This window comes from Sphingobacterium shayense, from assembly GCF_013179575.1.
Lineage (GTDB): Bacteria > Bacteroidota > Bacteroidia > Sphingobacteriales > Sphingobacteriaceae > Sphingobacterium > Sphingobacterium shayense.
Window position 1 is genome coordinate 1 of sequence record NZ_JABMCQ010000070.1, and the last position, 19,310, is coordinate 19,310.

A 19,310-nucleotide genomic window follows, 5' to 3' on the forward strand; every position below is an offset into this window, starting at 1 on the left:
TAATTAAGATTGTACGTTCTACAGGTAGTTTGTAGCCCGCTGCGCGCGCTTTCTCCATCACGCTACGCAAGCCGACAACAATAAACTGGTGATTTTGCCCGAAGTATTCGGAAGGGATAAAGTCCGTCAAGTACGTTCGCGGTTCCTGGGCAATAGACATACGCAGTTCATCGGTATCCACCCCGCCCATACAAAACATCAATGTGGGTGGCTGGGCGCCGCCGTCATCATTTCCTTGTTCACACGAAACGCCTGCCCTAAAAGCAACATCGGCATCACCTGTACAGTCTATAATTGCCTTAGCTAAAATAACCTCTCTCCCCGATTTACTCTCAATAATAACACCTTTAAGCGTCTCTTCCTGCATAACCACACCAGCACAGAAAACGTACAACAATACTTTCACTCCTGCCTCTTGGAGCACTTTAAGTCCTATATTTTTAACAGCCTCGGGTTCGACAAGCGTCAAACTCATATGTAAAGGACAGGGGCGATGCTCGGAAGCTGCATCCACTTCTTTCAAGCGGTCGATAAATTGCTGCGGTAGTCCTTTAATAATCTGGTTGCCCTTTTGTCCGAGAAAACCGAGTATAGGCAGACCTATGGTCATATTACCACCGACAAAACTACGGTTGTCGATAATCGCGACCTTCAGGCCATCGCTAGCGGCGGCCTGTGCAGCAATAATGCCGGCAGGCCCTGCGCCGACCACTAAAACATCGACCTCCATTCTAACAGGAGTCTCCTTTGAAGGCTCCAGGATACTTTTAAGTTCTTGCATATCTATAAAATATTAATTTACATCATAATACGATCGACTGCTGTCCTGACTGCTGCGGTTTTTCTTTTTTAACCATGGTCCATAGAATGAACACCGCGACAGGATGCATAAAAGCCATCGCAATAAATATTGTGCCGGCTCCTAATGAACCCATCATCTGGCCGACGAAATAATTAAATAGCACGGCTCCCAGTGCGCCGAAACCACCCGCAATACCGAGTACCGAGGCAACATTTTTTTCCGGGAAAGCCTCAGCGATAACGACACTTACGGTGAATAACCAACTCAGACAGGCTACCGCCACTAAAGAGAAAATTAAAATCGTAAGGTAGGCACTGCTCACATATGAAGTCAGGCAGCATAAAGGTGCTAGCACAGCGATACTGCTGAGCATCACTTTTCTAGCCAGCAGTGGCTCCTTTCCTTTACGAACCATTTTATCCGACCACGCGGAGGTTGCTACCGCGCCCAAATCCGCTACCAAAAACGGTATCCAACCAAACATTCCAATCTGCGCCAGGGTCAACCCGCTTTCTTCCTGAAGGTATCCTGGCAACCAGAAAAGGCAAAAATACCACACAGGGTCACTCACAAAACGGATCAATAAAATTCCCCATAGGGACTTTGTTTTCCATAGTTGCCCCCAAGAAAAACCATCCTCTTCAGAAGCACCGTGCTCCACTCCGAGGGATTCTCTGCGAATCTCTAAAGGAGGTTGTTCGTATATTATGAACCATAATAACGCAATGACTAGTCCGACCACCCCCGCTACGATGAATACAGTATGAAAGTTATAACGCATCGCCAGCCACGCGACTAACGGAGGCGCAATAATAGCCCCTATGGAGCTTCCGGCAATACACAGGCTATTCGCCGTGGCACGGAGTTTCCCGGAGAACCACACCGTAATCACTTTTAGTTGTGCCGGAAAATTGGTTGGCTCTGCAGCCCCCAGCATTCCTCTAAAGAAAAGGAAAGAGCCAAAACTTCTCGAGATCCCGCCCCCTAAACAAGCTACCGACCATCCGATGATACCAGCTAACATAACTCTGCGTTCACCAAATTTATCCACTAGCCATCCGGACACTGGATACATAAGTGCGTAAAACACGGTAAAAACGTTTAACACCAAGGCGTACCCGTCGTCACCTAAATCAAACTCTTTCTTTAATAGGGGCTTTAAGATGGAGACAATTTGACGATCATAGTAATTAAACACAATTGCCAGAAAGATAACACCAATAATATACCATCTTCTTCTACGGGCGGGGATCGACAATGTATACTTTGACATAGGCAGTTTTAGGGTTAGCTTTTCCTTTGTTACACTCAAATGTAAAAATAATCGTTCAATTAGAAACATTTTTAAATAAAAAAAAATTATACGAGGTTTTCTTTCGAACGAATAAGCCCTCTATATATATTTAAAAACCGAGTTATAGCGCTATATATAAGTATATTATTTATGAATTCAACCTTCATTTGAAAAAAATAATGGGAATAAACACCATGTTTAAAAAACTTTTTTTTATTTTCGAAATACTATAAACCAAAATAACAGCACAACAATAATTTATTGTTAACAATAAATTAACAACAAAATAAACCACAAAATGGCTTTTTTGACGCTATTTAGACCATTAAACAAAACAACAAAATACTCAGATGAAACATTTATTAACAAATTATTAAATCTATTTAAAGATATAGTAAGTATTAGAAAGTAAACCTACTTTAGCACCCTACATTTATTCATCATGAAAAAACAAGTACAACTCGCTCTGTTGTTGTGGTTAGTCCCATTTAGTTTATTATGGGCACAACAAAAGAGCATTTCGGGAAAGGTACAGCAAGAAGATGGCTCCCCCATCTCTGGGGTAACCATCCGAATTAAAGGGCATCTTAATGCCTTAGGACAAACTTCGACCAACGGAACCTTTAAGGTACAAGCGGATCCGAATGACGTATTAACGTTTGAAAGCCTTGGCTTTTCGACAACAGAGCATACCGTAGGCAACCAATCCTCATTCAACATCACACTCGCCCAAGATCTAACAAATTTGGATGAAGTTGTCGTCGTCGGATACGGTACCCAAAAGAAAGTCAATTTGACGGGCGCGGTATCCACCGTTAGCAGTCAGGATCTGGAGCACCGTCCGGCGATATCTACCTCCACCGCGCTTCAAGGTTTATCTCCTGGGGTAACCGTAACATCTCAATCAGGTGCTCCTGGTGCCGATCAAGGACAAATACGCATTCGCGGAGTGAACAGCTTTGGCGGCTCTGACTCTGCGCCACTGGTTATGATAGACGGAGTAGCGGGATCACTTGACAACGTAGATGCAAACCTCATAGAATCGATCTCCATCCTTAAGGATGCTGCTTCTGCCTCTATTTACGGCTCTAGGGCGGCAAATGGCGTGATACTCGTAACTACTAAAAGAGGAAAAGATCAATTTGCACTTACCTATAAAGGATATACAGGCTGGCAAGATGCAACCTTTATTCCCGAAGTAACTGATGGGGCGACCTTCATGCGTGTATTTAACGATGCAAACATGAACGACAATGGCTCGGTGATATACAGTGAACAAGATTTTGAAAACTTCAACAAATTATACAGCGAAAATCCGGACAACTTCGATTGGCAAAAAAACATCCTTAATGGCTCAGGTTTTACGCAAAATCATTTTATCGCTCTTAATGCCGGAGCGGGAAAAGTACGGGTAGCGCCTTCACTGAGCTACGTAGATCAAGATGGGCTAATTGACAACACGGGCTTTGAGCGTTATACTTTTAGGAACAACATGGACATCAATCCGAATGACAAACTAAATATACGGTTTGACATTAGCGCGGTGAACACCAATCGTCTACAGATTGCCAATGAAGGAACTATCTGGAACTATCTGGGGCGTATGCCGACTAATATTCCCATTCGCGTGGCCGATGGCCTATGGTCCGAAGGTTGGGTAAAAAACAATCCGGTCGCGTTCATCCAAGACGGAGGAAACAGAAAAGTCAACAACTTAGAATTAATAGGAAACTTATCTATCACTTACAAACCGGTAGACTGGCTTAGCCTCTCGGGAATGGCCGCTCCGCGCTACCGGACACGAAATGTTCATGATTTCGCCAAAGCGGTGATGACCTATTATGAGGATGGCAGTGAAGCCGGCACAGCACTTCCCTCGACGGAGCTCACCGAGCAATCGTACCGTTATTTTAACGGAAGTTACTCCTTTCAAACAACCGCTCAAAAGTCGTTTAACAACCACAACTTGAGCCTAATGGTCGGTACATCAAGGGAAACGTATGACGAAAAATATCTGATGGGCTACCGTCGTGATTTCACGTACGACACCTACGAAGTACTCAATGCTGGGGCAGATACCGAAACCAAGAACAATGCCGGCAATCAAAACCAGTGGCTTCTTGTATCTACTTTTGGCCGTTTTAATTACGACTACCAAGGCCGCTATCTTTTTGAAGCAAACCTTCGCTATGACGGTAGCTCACGCTTTGGTAAAGAGAATCGCTGGGCGGCATTCCCTTCTTTTTCTGCTGGGTGGCGTATTTCGGAAGAGCCGTTTATGAAACCACTAGAACATCAAATTAACCAATTGAAGATACGAGGATCTTGGGGGATTCTTGGAAACCAAAATATCGGCTCTAATTACCAACCCTATACCGAGACCCTTCAACTGGGAAGTATTTCAATTGGCGATCAGATTAACCAAATGATAGCGCTCAACACGATGGCTAATCCAGCCCTCCTCTGGGAGGAAACAACCATGACAGGAATCGGGTTAGATGCCACTCTATTTAAGCATTTTAGCTTAACCCTGGACTGGTACAAGAAACAAACGGACGGTATTTTGATGAAACTATACGTCTCTGAGCTTTATGGTAAAAATGCACCGTTTCAAAACGCGGCAAAAGTGGAGAATCGTGGCTGGGAGGCTGCAGCCCGTTACGACAACCAATTTGGAGATTTTAAACTAGGAATAGGCGCTAATGTATCGGACGTCAAAAATGAAATCCTGGATATGAAAGGACAGGTATCAGGCACACTACTTCGTCAACAGGAAGGCTACGCGATTAACTCTATCTACGGCTATCTTTCGGACGGTCTATATCAAAACCAGCAAGAAATCGATAACGGTCCAGAACAATTTGGCACCATTAAACCAGGCGACATCAGGTACAAAGATATTGCAGGCGGGTTCGATGCTAATGGAAACCCAATCCCCGACGGAATGATAAACGACAGCGACAGAACAATTATCGGAACAACGATCCCACGCTATACATACGGTTTCAACCTTGATTTAGGCTACAAGGGATTTCGACTGTCCACCTTTCTACAGGGAGTTGCCAAAGCCGATGGATACTTGAATTCACATTATGTTATACCCGCAGCAAATTCTTCGGCGATCAAACCGTGGCAGTTAGACTATTGGACGGAAAACAACCCAGACGCGTCCTTACCACGCGTATCAGTAACGTCTACCAACAATACCCAAAATTCAGACTTCTGGATGAAAAGCTCATCGTACTTACGTTTAAAAAACCTTCACTTAGGCTATGAGTTACCAAAAGCTTGGATAGAAAACAGTAAGATCGCAGGCATTTACATCTACGCCAATGGACAGAACCTTTTCACTAAAACAAATTTTTATGAAGGCTATGATCCAGAGATCAATTACGACGCTGGTGCACAGGATGGGGTCGCTTTAGGGGCTGGTAATTTCTACCCTCAAGTGAAAGTATACACCTTTGGATTGGACTTTAAATTCTAAAACAATGATCAAAAATATAAAATCAATTATAGGTATTAGCGCACTAAGTGCCGTTCTGCTTTCATCATGTGATCTAGAGAGATTACCTCTTGATGGACCATCTGCAGAAACCTTTCCCGCCAATATGCAAGAAGCAGAATTAGGATTATTGGGAGCATACAAATCCCTTACTTTGCTTGATGCGTCCAGCACACCAATCTGGCATGTGATGGACAACATTACCGATATCGGGTACGCACGACCGGGCAACAACTACACCTCACCCATCACCAGCTCGATAACAACGGATAACGCGCTAGCCACCAAACCTTGGGGAGCACACTACAAGACAATCGGACGTGTTCATGATGTCCTTGATAAACTTGCGGAGATACAACAGACTATGTCAGAAGCGGATTACAAGCGGATCGACGGCGAACTTCGGTTCATCCGCGCGTATTGCTACTCACAGCTTATCGAACTCTACGGCGACGTCCCTCTCCTAACTACATCGCTACAGTTAGGCGAGGATCTTCCCGCCCGTACCTCTAAACAGGAAGTAGAGCAGTTTATCATCGACGAAATAACAGCGATCGCTGAAAACCTCCCAGTTTCTCAAACCAATATTAAATCCTCACGCGCTTCGCGAATTGCTGCCTATATGCTAAAAGCTCGGGTGGCCCTTTATAGCAAACAATATAAATTGGCTGCTGAGACGGCAAAAATAGCAATCGATTTATCAGACGGCGTACATAGTTTAACCGCATTTGATAGCTCAATAGAATATGCAAATAAGAACCACGATGCAGGAGAGCCTGAAGTGTCAAACATCTTCGGACATCAAGGATTCTCTTCAAGTAAAGAATGGATATGGATTGCTGAATATAATGGCAGTATAAGTGACAACGTGCATAACCAACTTTACTACATGTCCTCTCGTCTGGGTAAAGGCGTCTGTTACTGGGGTCCAACTCAAAATTTAATGGATTCCTTTCAAGATATTGAAGGGAACTATATCACAGAATCATCGATATATGAGCCCCAAAAGCCGTTTGAGAACCGCGATCCTCGATTAGACCTATACACAGTACGTCCTCATTCTAGATTCATGGGCTTTCAATTCGAACCTAATTCATCCTTTCCGAAAGTGAACAACTACTGGCCGATGATAAATGGCAGCGCAAGTGAACCAACAGCCCAAACAAATGCCGATGCGACCAACGCCTATCGTTCTTTCAGCGGCTACTTATGGCGTAAACACACGGACTTAACGGATTTCCAAACCACATCCGTCAGTGGCTTTTCGGATCTTGACATTGGTATATTCCGGTATGCAGAACTATTACTCATTTATGCAGAGGCAAAAATTGAAGACAATAGTATCGATGGCTCTGTATACGATGCTATCAACCAGATTCGTCAACGCGCAATGATGCCTGAGATCCCACAGGGACTATCGCAACAAGAGCTTCGCACAGCACTTCGTTATGAGCGTAAAATAGAATTAGCGAACGATGGTCTACGATGGTATGACCTTAGGCGCTGGGGAATTGCACAAGATGTCATGAATGGATATATATACCTCAACAGACTGGCAAACGACTGGTCTGCGACCGCAGTTATCCGCGTAGACGAAAATGCCAACCCAGTATACAACCATGATATTGCTATCAAATCTTTTGGCACACAAGAAGTAGTATTCAAAACTAATAAAGATGAATACTGGCCGATTTCAAGCCAAGAGATCGACGCGAATAAGAACCTAAAACAAAATCCTGGTTACTGATAAAAAATCCGCTGTAGAAGGCACCCTTGGTATAATGTCAAGGTTGCTTTCTGCAGTTCTAAAACATCCCAAATGAATTGCATAAAGAAAATAGGAAAACGAATACACCTTCTAGCTGTATTTCTGTTATTAGTTTCGCCGGGTTTTGGACAACAAGACTATCAACGTCCCGCACTTGAAAACAAAGACTCCTGGTCGGTTATCCTGCTTCCTGATATTCAAAATTATGTTAAATGGAATGCCAATCAACCTATACTAAACCTTATGATGGCTTGGATAGAAGACAATATCGATACCCTCAACATTAAGATGGTACTATGCACTGGCGATCTGGTTGAACTAAATGATCAAATACACCCCGCGTATAATGGCGATCAGTCTGCCCAGCGGCAGTGGGAATTTGCTGCGCAAACATTTAACCGATTAGACGGAAAGGTACCCTATATTACGGCTTTAGGAAACCATGACTTCAGCATTGATCGAGAACTTAAACGCACTTCCCGCTTCTCGGAGTTTTTCCATATTGACAAGAATTGGCTAAACAAAAAGACGTTGGTTCAAACTGGTAAAAACGAATCTGGACAACCGTCATTACAAAACTCGGTTTATGAGATTAAATCTATTAATGGCGGTAAAGACTATTTGTTTATGACCATCGAATACGCCCCTCGAGATACTGTTATCAGCTGGGCAAACAAAATCGGAAAACTTAAACAATATGAAAACCATCGAATAGTATTGCTAACGCATGCTTATCTAACAACGAAAGATATCCATTGGAATGGCACACCTAAATGGTTCATTTATGAGCCGTATATTGAAAATGGGCACGCCAAAAAATCAGAACGTTGGACACTTCCTAAATCAAATAACGGCAAACAAATATGGGAAAAACTTGTGAAACCATCTTCTAATATCGACATGGTATTATCGGGACACATCTCTGGTGAAGGCTACCGGACCGATAAAAACGATACCGGCAAAACGGTACATCAAATGCTCTTCGATATGCAGTCCGCAGGCGGCGGGCATCAAGGTAACGGCGGCGATGGTTGGCTCCGTATTTTAGAATTCTTCCCGGACAATAAAACTGTAAAAGTTAAGACTTTCTCACCTCTGTTTGCAATTTCTCCCTCAACCAGACACCTTGCCTGGAAGAAAGATTTACGAAACGCGTACGAAATGAAACTTGATTGATAAAAACGATTAACATGTTGTTTATCATGACAAACAAAAATATCAAATATTGTTTATTATACTAAACAATTCAAAAAAACATATGCCTACAAAGTCCATTTTGGAATAGCTTTGTTGGCACAAAAGCGTATGTCTTTGGTTAAAAATAACCAAAGACATACGCTTTACAGTCTTTCGATTAAAACAACTTTAAACCTTAATTTAACGTCCAGTGGATCTCATCGCTTAATTCTTCGCTTCGAGTTTTGCCGAACGCTTTAATGATATTTTCTCCAGATTTCAGTTTGACGTTTTCTACTACCCAATGTTTGTCGTTTACTCCTTGTTTTGCGACATACGTCTCTCCATTCACTGTAACAGTGACACTTGGCAAGTTCGAAAAAACTTGAAGCTTTGTTACGGCGTTCTTTCGTTGGTCATCCCTGCGGTTTGCAATATAGATCATTGGGCTAGCGTTCCAGTTCGCTTTATACCAGTAAAAAGAATCCTTTTTACGTTTACGATCAAAAGTAACTAAGCCTTTAAGGTTGCGAGCGTTTACCCCCCCTCTATTCCAGGCCGGCACTGCGAATTCAAACATATTCCACACATAAGAGGCTACAATAATAGGACTTTTCTCAATTGCCGCCCATTGCTGGATATGTGTTTCGGTTTGGTAATTTTCAGGAAATGATTTTCCCGTCACAACATTTTTCGGAGCCAAAAGCTCTTCCTGTCCTATATCCATGTTTCCATCGGCCCCATATTCGGACAACATTACTTTGTATTCAGGAAACTCACGTGCAACGCTTTCCGCCCACGGCTTCAGGTCTTCAATTTTTCCACCATACCACCCAAAGTAGTGATTGATTCCTTGTACGTCGGTGTTGAGGTTTTCTTGGCGATCAATCACATTATATCCGGTAACGGAAACAGTATAGCGATCTGGGTCTAGTGTCTTGGCTACATCGTTCAGCTCTCGGGAAAGAACAGGCACCTGTCCATCAGCAGTTTTAGAATACACCTCATTATGTACCCCCCAAATATAAATGGACGGGTGATTAAAATTTTGCTTTACAAGCTCAGACATCTGCTGTTTTGCATTATCGTTCTCGTAGTAAGAAACTCTATTTACAAACGGTATCTCTGCCCATGTCAAAAATCCAAGTGTATCGGCAAGAGCATACACTTCGGGAGATTGCTGATAGTGTGCTAACCGAATTGTAGTAACCCCCATCTCCTTCATCATTTGGAAATCTTCTTTGTGTTGAGCAAAGCTTAACGCAGACCCGTATCCCCACCGATCCTGATGACGACAAACGCCGTACATAGGATACTTTTCACCATTTAAGAATACACCCTCACCTGCAATTATTTGTACTGAACGTACGCCCAACGGCTGCTTTACAACATCCATTTCTTTCCCAGCTACCAATAATTTTGCGGTAACTGAATACAGATATGGATCTCTAACACCATCCCATAAGCGCGGGTTTTTAAGATCCATTTGTTGCTTAACATAAGTCACGCCCTGCGGCGAGATGCTAACGGGTGTTTTTTGCGTTTTTACAATTTCACCCTGATAGTCGCGAATCTGTGTAACAAGCTCTCCTTCTTGTGTACGCTTTTCAGTTGTCTCGAGTTTAGCTTCGATACTGATTTGCGCGCTTTTTTTCGAGACATTCTTTTGTCGTATGAAGATCCCTGCCGCAGATTGATCCGTGACAACAAAACCTGTCTTATTAGTTGTTATAAGGTGTACCGGACGATAGATTCCTCCATAGACTGGAAATAGAAACTGATTGGTAGGAATCACATCCTTCCGCGATTTATTGTCGGTCACAACTGTCACTATATTTTCCTTACCGTAATCAAGGGAATTGGTAATTTCGAAAGTGAACATCGAATAACCTCCTTTGTGCTCGCCGATATAATTATTATTGATATACAGTTGGGCTACAGCACCAACTCCCTCAAATTTTAGGAACGTTCTCTTCTCGATATGCGATGGATCGACGGAAAACAACTTCTTATAAACCGCTTTACCTTCAAAGAAGTTTCGATCTTTCTGCATGTCTTCTCTGTTGTAAGTATGCGGCAGAGTTATATCTTCCCATACTTCCAAAGCGGTCCATTGCCCTTGAGATTCTTGATACTGCTGACCATTCAAAAAGTCCGTAAAAAAGGTAGCATTATTCGCTTTGTAATATTGCCATCCTTGATTGAAAGAAATTGTGTTCCGAGATTGCGCGCATGCCAATTGACCGAACGACAAACCGCACACAATAAGAAAGGATAATTTTTTCAGATTCATAATTTTATTATTCGGGTTTTCCTTCGACCAAGTTATAAATATTTAGCGCTCATCGATCCGCACAACCGATTGCTCAAATCACGAAAACGTTTAAGTAAGAAGAATTCCAGTGACCATGACGGAGGAACAAGTAAAATTTTCATAGTTTAAATAAAAAAAATCGTAGTTATATATAACATAATAATAGGTTCGATTCTGTTTTTTAAATAGTTTCTTCTCGCCCTTGTAAAATTTGACACCATCAAACTATCTTTGTTGAAAATCAATAAATTTTTTATTGAATTATCCCAGTGTACTTATGACACATACAGAGAAAAATTGATACTCTATTAATCGTATAGTGTATTTCCGACACACTTAGAATTTAAGGATTATCGATTATAACTGGAAAAAAGTCTTTGTATAATTTCACGAAAACCTTTTCGCTGGTTACGCAAACGATTGTTATAAATTCTTGACTTTTGACTTCCTATATTGCTAACCAATTATAGCGCCGTAATACATTTACAACACTAACAACAAATAAAATATTTATGAAAAATCATTTGAGAAATTATGCGTTTTTATTTTCGATGCTGATGATTTGTGGACTGCTTCTTCCATGTAAATTACATGCGCAATGGACCGGCCCTAAGAGCAAACCAAAGGAATTAAAGGAAATAAAATATGGCCCATTGACACCGAAGGATAGAACTGATGAGGCGATGGAAGCATTTCGAAACTATGGGTTGGGACAGTTTATCCATTGGGGACTGTATGCAATACCAGGAAACGAGTGGGAAGGAGTAAGTGCGCGTAAAGGCGCCGCAGCATCCGAATGGATTCGTTCCTGGGGAGGCCCTACTGCACCCGAAAATTGGAAGGAAACCTACGACAATCTATACAAGCAGTTTAATCCTAAAAATTTTAACGCTGCTGCGTGGGCGACACAAGCAAAAGCTATGGGTGCAAAATACATGATATTCACCACAAAGCACCATGATGGCTTCGCACTTTGGCCTACGAAATATTCTGAGTACGACATTGCCAAGACTCCCTACAAGAAAGACATCGTAAAGGAGGTAGTAGACGCCTATAGCGACCAAGGAATCGACGTCTATCTATACTTTTCAGTATTAGAGTGGAACAATCCAGACTATATGGGCAAAAAACCCGAGACTGATCAGGAAAAAGAAAAATACGATCGCTTTTTACAATATACAAGGAATCAATTATTAGAGTTATTGGAAAAATACCCAAAAATCAAAGGCTTCTGGTTTGACGGCACTTGGGATCCCTCATGGATTAATGCCTATGACTTCACCTATAAACTGGAAAAGGAGCTGAGAGAGAAACATCCAGGGCTGATAATTGGATCGCGGTTCCGAAATGACGAATACGGTAAGCGCCATTTCGATAGTAACGGAAATCTTTTAGGTGACTACGAACAAGGTTGGGAACGAAAGCTACCAGGGGAATACGAATGGCTTAATGGCAACGATTGGGATGCAGTGATGACGATTCCTCCCAATGGCTGGGGATACATGAAAGATTGGAGTGGTCTCTACATCAAAACTGCCGACGATCTTCTAGATATGCTGATGCATTCGGTATCGATGGATGGAAATTTTGTATTAAACTTCGGGCCTGACGGTAATGGAAATATGCATCCTGGAGAGGACAAACTCGCTAAGGAGATCGGCGAGTGGATGAAGGTCAATGGCGAAGCCGTATACGGCACGCACCATAGCGAGCTCCCTACTTCCAAGCTAGGGTATTATACACAGAAGGATTCTATACTTTATCTCACGGTATTCAATCGACCAGTCAACAATACCGCGCGCATTGCGATTTCCAAGAAAGCTACTGCGGTCCCTACACAGGCCTCACTTCTATTAAATAATCAGAAACTTGACGTAAAACATGCGGACATCGGATTAGACCTAGATAAAAACACATACTACGATATAACAATTCCTGCTGACTTTCAAGGTACGCGGCCATTTGTAATAAAAATTTCGCTCGGCGCGCCAAAAGCCAAGGCTGAAAAGCTTATGGATGCAAAAATGTAATTACTGAAACTAATTGAGACTATAAATTTTCAAAACAATGAAGAAGCCAATTTCAACCTTAAGTGCGATGCTGCTCTTCTCTTCTGTACTCTTCGTTCGCGAAACTACTTTCGCAAACACCTATCTTCTTGATAGAACAAGTATATTGAACAAGAACGGAATTCAGCAAACGATCTCTGGAACGGTCGTAGATAGCAAGAACAGTCCCCTAATCGGTGTAACCGTCCAAGAAAAAGGTACAACAAACTCGACTGCAACGGATCAATCAGGAAACTTCAGCTTGCAAGTAAGCTCGAGTAACGCCACTCTCGTTGTCAGCTACATCGGGTTTGAAACCGCAGAGATACAAGCATCCGCCGCTGCACGGATCACCCTCACCGAGTCTTCAGGCACCCTAGAAGAAGTTGTGGTTGTCGGATTTGGAACTCAGCGTAAAAAAGATTTAACGGGTGCCGTCACGCAGGTTAATGCTGAACAAATCAATAACCGGCCGGTAGCAAATCTTGGCCAAGCTTTAAAAGGGCTTATCCCTAACTTAAACGTAAGTTCCGATAATGGAAGCCCCAATTCATCAACCAACTTGAACGTACGTGGAACCACTTCGCTTACTCGTAACGACGATGGGGAGTTCGTTGGCACTTCGGGCAGTCCATTAATCCTCGTTGATGGTATAGAAATGGATTTTAACAACCTAAACCCCGAAGATATCCAGTCAATAACGACGCTAAAAGACGCCTCGGCAAGTGCTATTTACGGGGCACGTGCCGCCTTTGGTGTGGTGCTCATCACCACTAAATCCGGAAAAGCAGGGCGTTCAAGCATCAATTATAGTAATTCGTTCCAATGGAGCAAGGCGACAGCTGTTCCTGACATCATGAATGCTTATGACTTGCAGGATGCTATTATTAAAGGATTCGAGCTTAAGGGCGAGACAGCTGGCCCTGCGGAACTGGAAAAGCTCGAAAAAATAAAGGAGCATATGGCAGATCCCCAAGGCACAAAACCTTATTATACCGACGAAAAGGGTAATCCGGTGTGGATCGCTAATATTAACCCTTATAAAGAAGCCCTTGCCACTGCTGCACCTTTACAGAAGCACAACTTATCCATTTCAGGGGGAAACGAAAAAATAACGTACTATACTTCCATCGGGTATCAAAACCAGGCTGGTATTTATAAGATAAACACCGATAAGCTCAGCCGATACAATATGGTTGCTAACTTGTCGGTCAAAGTCAATGACTGGTTTAAGATCGACACCCGTAACAATTACTCTTACAAAAGATACACGGAACCTGTAAGCCCCGGCGGTAAAAGTGGTTGGTGGACAGCGATGTCGCATGAACCATCAAGAAATGTGAATATGCCGCTGTTTACACCCGACGACTCTCCAGTAGGGAGAATGTATACAGACAACATTCTTTCGTTTATGGACTACGGATCAAGAAACCGGGATAACGATGAAACCATGCTCTTAATGGTTAATCCGACCTTTACCCCGCTTAAAGGGTGGAACATCAAAGCTGATCTGTCCTACAAAACCTATAACACCCAAAATAAGCGAATTATACCGATATTAAACCGGATTGAACCAGGAAGTTGGAAACCTGTAAACTCACATACATCACCTTCGAGCATATATGACCTTCGGGGAAGATCCAACCAATACACGATCAATGTTTATACCGATTACACCCGCTCATTTGCAGACGGACATAACCTTTCCGGGCTAGTAGGATACAACCAGGAGTGGTACAACTACCAGTCCCTGTGGGTAGATAAAAAGGATATAACAGAGGGTGTCGATTATATAAATGGGGCAACGGGAACCTTAACTGCGGGTGATGGCGCTTCTGAGTGGTCCGTACGTGGATTATTCTATAGACTCACTTACGATTATAAAGGGAAATACCTGTTGCAATCGAACGGACGTTATGACGGGTCTTCTCGTTTTTTCAAAGACACGCGTTTTAAATTCTTCCCTTCCTTTTCAGCAGGATGGGTCGTTTCCGAAGAAGAATTCGCAAAAGACTGGAGCCCTTACGTCAATTTTCTTAAATTCCGCGGATCCTACGGTAGCATCGGGAACCAGGATGTCGGCTATTATGATTTTTTACCAATCCTATCCCAAAACGCGAACCTTCAATATATTTTAGGTGGCGTCAGACCAAGTTATATTCAAGCGCCGGATCTTGTTGATGCAAACTATACTTGGGAAACAGCCACCACCCTAAATTTCGGCGCCGACCTTTCCCTTTTTGACCACTTCGAGTTAAACTTCGATTGGTACCGCCGAGTTACGAAGGATATCCTAACGAACGGAGCAACATACCCAGGAATTCTGGGCGCTGAGGCTCCGGTCAGCAACACAGGCGAGCTTCAATCTCAAGGATGGGAACTAATAGCCAAATATAAAAATGAAACAAGCTATGGGCTTGGCTATGATGTAGCACTAACATTGGGAGACTATACCTCTACAGTCAACCGTTACCTTGGAAATAGCAGTAATCTTCTAGATCAGTTATATACTGGGGCGACCATCGGAGAAATCTGGGGGTACGAAACTTATGGCCTTTTCCAAAATCAGGCGGAGATTGAATCCGTAAATCCGGCAGAAACACAGCAATCATTAAATAAACAATGGTTCCCTGGCGACGTGCGCTATAAGGATCTTGACGGTGACGGCGTGATTACCACAGCTAATAATACACTGGACAACCCAGGAGACAGAAGAGTAATTGGGAACAGCACACCTCGTTACCAGTATGGTCTAAATACCAATCTTCGCTATAAAGGATTCGATTTCAATCTGTTTTTACAAGGCGTGGGAAAACGGGATGTTTGGATAGGACATGCCTTATACTGGGGTGCGGGAGCAACAGGAACATATGACGTATATAGGGACTCCTGGACACCACAAAATACTGGCGCCAAATATCCAGGGTACTATAGCGCAGGGAAGAACCAGCAAGTACAAACACGCTTTTTAGAAAGCGGCGCATATCTTCGCCTTAAAAACATCTCACTCGGTTATACTCTACCAAAAAGTGTAACGGAGAACATCAAGTTCAAGCAGATCAAGCTGAGTGTATCGGCATTTAATCTCCTTGAATTCAAGTCACTCCCTAAAACATTCGACCCTGAACTATTGGATAGAAGCTATCCTATTATGAAGTCTTACGCCTTCGGGATACAAGCAAACTTTTAACGAGCTATTATTATGAAATCTATAAAATTATTATTCTCGGGACTTTTATCGCTATCGCTCCTATCAGCGTGCAACGATGACTTTTTAGACCGGTATCCGGAAGCTGATCGCTCGGAGGCTACTTTTTGGACCTCCAAGAGTGACTTTGAGTTATACGTGAACACATTATATCCGAAGTACCTTTCAGGTTTTGGCGCTGTCTGGCAAGATGGAAATGTACAACCAAAAGGAATTAACGAAGCCCAGATTGTCTACGGCGACATAATAACCGATAACGCCGTAACCACGAGCTATTCCAAAGTCACCAACAACGATTATATCAGTTATCTTACCGGCGGGACCGGTTCAGGCGGATGGAACTGGGAGAACCTAAGACAAATCAATTATTTTTTGAACAATTACGCGAAAACGGCGATTAGCCCTGAGGAGTACAATGTATACCTTGGTGAAATATACTTTTTCAAAGCACTTGAATACTTTGATAAAGTAAAGCTATTCGGCGATGTACCATGGTTGACCAAAGATCTTCAAACGGATTCCGAAGAGCTCTATGCTCCTCGGAATAAAAGAGAAGATGTCATCGATTCTGTACTAATGGTGTTGGAGAAATCTTATGGGTTGCTTCCCGAAGGCAGTTCTAATTCCGGACGTATAAACAAGGACATGGTCCTGTTTATGAAATCGAGGATAGGCCTATATGAAGGTACTTATCGAAAATACCACGGTGGAGAAAATGCGCAGAAATACCTTGAGTTGTCTGCCTCAGCTTCCTTAGAACTTATGCAAAGCGGGAAATACGAGATTACAACTGGTGACCCTAACACGGTATACAACAGCCTTTTTGCACAAGAAGACTACGCTTCCAATAAAGAAATCGTTTACTGGAGGGGCTACAATAGCGAACTCACTTTAGGTTCGGCCTTTAGTAGATATTTCACGCAAAATAACCGTAACGGGGGGTCTGGCGCTACCAGAAGTTTGATCGATGACTACCTCTGCAAAGATGGGGAATCGATTAGCACGAGTACACTTTACAACGGCAAGAACAGCATTGAACTGGAATTCAAGGATCGGGACCCACGCCTTGCACAAACTATAAGTATACCAGGAGAATACAGCCTGCGACCAGGTATTGGAATGGCTGGGTCTACAGCAAACCCATTGCCTGGGATAAAAGGGTCGAATACAGCGAGCGGAAACTTATGTGTAACTGGCTACAGACTCGCAAAATGGTTTTATGATAACCCAGCTGATTGGGCGAGAACAACTAACGGACTTCAAGCTGCGCCAATACTACGATATGCGGAGATCCTTCTAAACTATGCAGAGGCAAAAGCGGAACTAGGACAGATTTCACAAACCATACTTGACCAAACAATTAATGTTCTTCGCGAACGTGTAGCCATGCCAGCTTTACGCTTAGGTAACGAACCAACCGATCCAAGGCTTGATGAGATATACGCAACATATGTTGGATACACGGTAACTCCAGTACTGAGAGAGATTAGAAGAGAACGCCGAGTCGAAATGGCCTTTGAAGATGTACGTTGGGACGACCTGGTTCGGTGGAAGGCGTTAAAGCTTTTATCGATGCCCGTAGAAGGAATGAAATTCAACCAAAAAGATTATCCAAGCATCAAAGTCGGGACCGACATTATCCTTTCTGGGGATGGACTAATTCTACCGTATGCGCAAATATTAAACAATCAGAACAGAACATTTGATGAGCGCATGTATCATTTTCCAATCCCTATAACAGAACTGGTACTGAATCCGAATTTGGAACAAAATCCGGGCTGGGAAACTGCAAAATAATCATTAATACAATATAAACTTAAATTTTTATCCAATGAGAAAAACAAGCATCTACCTATTGGCTATGTGCCTTTGCGGGACGATTTCGTCTTGCGAAATTGGGGAGGGAGGAGACGGCGGACTTACCCCTGTGGATCCCGAAACAACAGAACTTGCAATCGCAGATACCCTGCAACTGTTTCATGTTACACCGTCGGCCTCCGCCGAAGCTGACCGGATGCAATTGAGGGCAAATCATAACGATATGCAGGTAACAGGATTCTATACGGAGCCAAATAGTACAATCACTATCAATGTGAAGTACAACTCCGGTACCACTAAGGCTCGCCTAGCTATTGGTACGCCATTCCGAGACAACATCAGACCCATCAGACAATATTTCGATCTTGAGGAAGGTTCACAAACTTTCACAGTTGATCAATATGGGGGGCTGGCTTATATCATTTACACCTCAGCAGATCAAACTACTACTGGTGAGATTGAACTTTCATTCGGCGAAGGGTTCATCCCTGTCCCTTATTACGAGAAAGGTAAAACTACCCATGAGCAGTGGGTTGCAACGCTAGATTCACTCAAAAATGATGCTCCCGATGTCTATTTCACCTCAGATCACACTGTTCTAGTCGCAAACATGGACGAAGCTCTCCTCTACAAGGAAGAAGATCAGCAGTTAATTGTTGATAAACTGGACTCTGTGATCGGATTTTCAAATTACATTAGTGGGCTAAGCGGTACCGAGGGTGTACACGCTATCCCGCATAACAAGCATCTGATCACAGTTAGAGATTCCGCTTCAGGTGGTTATATGGCCGCAAGTATCGCAATTTTCTATACAGAATCGCTTTCTTATAGAATGTTACAGCCGAAGTTTTTATCGAATACAAACGGTTGGGGATTATGGCACGAAGTGGGACATACTTACCAGCAAAAGGCTTGGACATGGGGCGACATGACAGAGACTACCGTCAACGTGTACTCCCTCGCTGTAGAACGCGGTTTCGGATTACCGATCAGCCGGATCACCGAAAATGATTCTTGGGGAAAACTCGACACCTATTTTCAAAAGCCAATATCCGAACGTCAGTTTAATGATGGTGATAATGACTTGAAGTTGATAATGTTCTATCAACTAGGACTTGCATTTGGTGATGACCTTTTTATTAAATTAAGTAAACAAACCAGAGAAAATCGACCAACATTATCAACTGACGAAGAAAAGATGAGTTACTTTATGCTCTCTGCTTGTAGAATCACGCAAAAGGATTTATCGGATTTCTTTAGAAAGTGGGGATTTACGGTAAACGAAGCTGTGTATACAGAAATTTCGAATCTCAATTTAGACGCTCCCGAGCAAGATGTTAGCGCCTTGAGAGATTAGGCTCCTATTTTTCGCTTGAT

General features: G+C 42.9%; 10 protein-coding genes. 7 read left to right on the forward strand and 3 right to left on the reverse strand.

The window, feature by feature from the left end:
• On the reverse strand, nucleotides 1-781 hold a 781-nt coding region (locus HP439_RS10010), incomplete at its 3' end, for an FAD-dependent oxidoreductase (protein ID WP_172390198.1).
• Between the two features lie 22 nt (nucleotides 782-803).
• On the reverse strand, nucleotides 804-2,075 hold the full coding sequence (locus tag HP439_RS10015; protein WP_172390199.1) for an MFS transporter: 1,272 nt from the start codon (nucleotides 2,073-2,075) through the stop codon (nucleotides 804-806).
• Between the two features lie 463 nt (nucleotides 2,076-2,538).
• Between HP439_RS10015 and HP439_RS10020 the strand changes: the two genes are divergently transcribed.
• The 3 genes from HP439_RS10020 to HP439_RS10030 all read left to right on the forward strand — a co-directional run bounded on the left by HP439_RS10020 (nucleotide 2,539) and on the right by HP439_RS10030 (nucleotide 8,545).
• The gene (locus HP439_RS10020; RefSeq protein WP_172390200.1) at nucleotides 2,539-5,583 is read left to right on the forward strand and encodes a SusC/RagA family TonB-linked outer membrane protein; all 3,045 of its coding nucleotides are present in this window, start codon (nucleotides 2,539-2,541) and stop codon (nucleotides 5,581-5,583) included.
• Between the two features lie 4 nt (nucleotides 5,584-5,587).
• Nucleotides 5,588-7,348 (forward strand): RagB/SusD family nutrient uptake outer membrane protein, encoded by a 1,761-nt coding sequence (locus HP439_RS10025; RefSeq protein WP_172390201.1) that lies wholly within the window; start codon nucleotides 5,588-5,590, stop codon nucleotides 7,346-7,348.
• Nucleotides 7,349-7,420: 72 nt separating this feature from the next.
• Nucleotides 7,421-8,545, forward strand: coding sequence for a metallophosphoesterase (locus HP439_RS10030; protein ID WP_172390202.1), 1,125 nt, complete (start codon nucleotides 7,421-7,423; stop codon nucleotides 8,543-8,545).
• Between the two features lie 196 nt (nucleotides 8,546-8,741).
• On the opposite strand, the gene HP439_RS10035 is transcribed toward HP439_RS10030, so the two are convergent.
• Nucleotides 8,742-10,838, reverse strand: a complete 2,097-nt coding sequence (locus HP439_RS10035; RefSeq protein ID WP_172390203.1) for a glycoside hydrolase family 2 protein — start codon at nucleotides 10,836-10,838, stop codon at nucleotides 8,742-8,744.
• A 533-nt stretch (nucleotides 10,839-11,371) separates the two neighbouring features.
• Here HP439_RS10035 and HP439_RS10040 point away from each other — a divergent pair.
• From HP439_RS10040 to HP439_RS10055, 4 genes are read left to right on the forward strand one after another with little or no spacing between them, the layout of a single operon-like run.
• Nucleotides 11,372-12,889 carry an alpha-L-fucosidase gene (locus HP439_RS10040; protein ID WP_172390204.1) on the forward strand — a complete coding sequence of 506 codons (1,518 nt, stop codon included), beginning with the start codon at nucleotides 11,372-11,374 and terminating at the stop codon, nucleotides 12,887-12,889.
• Nucleotides 12,890-12,926: 37 nt separating this feature from the next.
• Complete coding sequence (locus HP439_RS10045) at nucleotides 12,927-16,097, forward strand: SusC/RagA family TonB-linked outer membrane protein (RefSeq protein ID WP_172390205.1); 3,171 nt, start codon at nucleotides 12,927-12,929, stop codon at nucleotides 16,095-16,097.
• A gap of 12 nt (nucleotides 16,098-16,109) precedes the next feature.
• A complete protein-coding gene (locus HP439_RS10050) occupies nucleotides 16,110-17,912 on the forward strand; it encodes a RagB/SusD family nutrient uptake outer membrane protein (RefSeq protein ID WP_172390206.1) in 1,803 nt (600 codons plus the stop codon).
• Nucleotides 17,913-17,946: 34 nt separating this feature from the next.
• Nucleotides 17,947-19,290: a M60 family metallopeptidase gene (locus tag HP439_RS10055; protein ID WP_172390207.1), complete on the forward strand. Its 1,344-nt coding sequence runs from the start codon at nucleotides 17,947-17,949 to the stop codon at nucleotides 19,288-19,290.
• The last annotated feature ends 20 nt before the right edge of the window (nucleotides 19,291-19,310 follow it).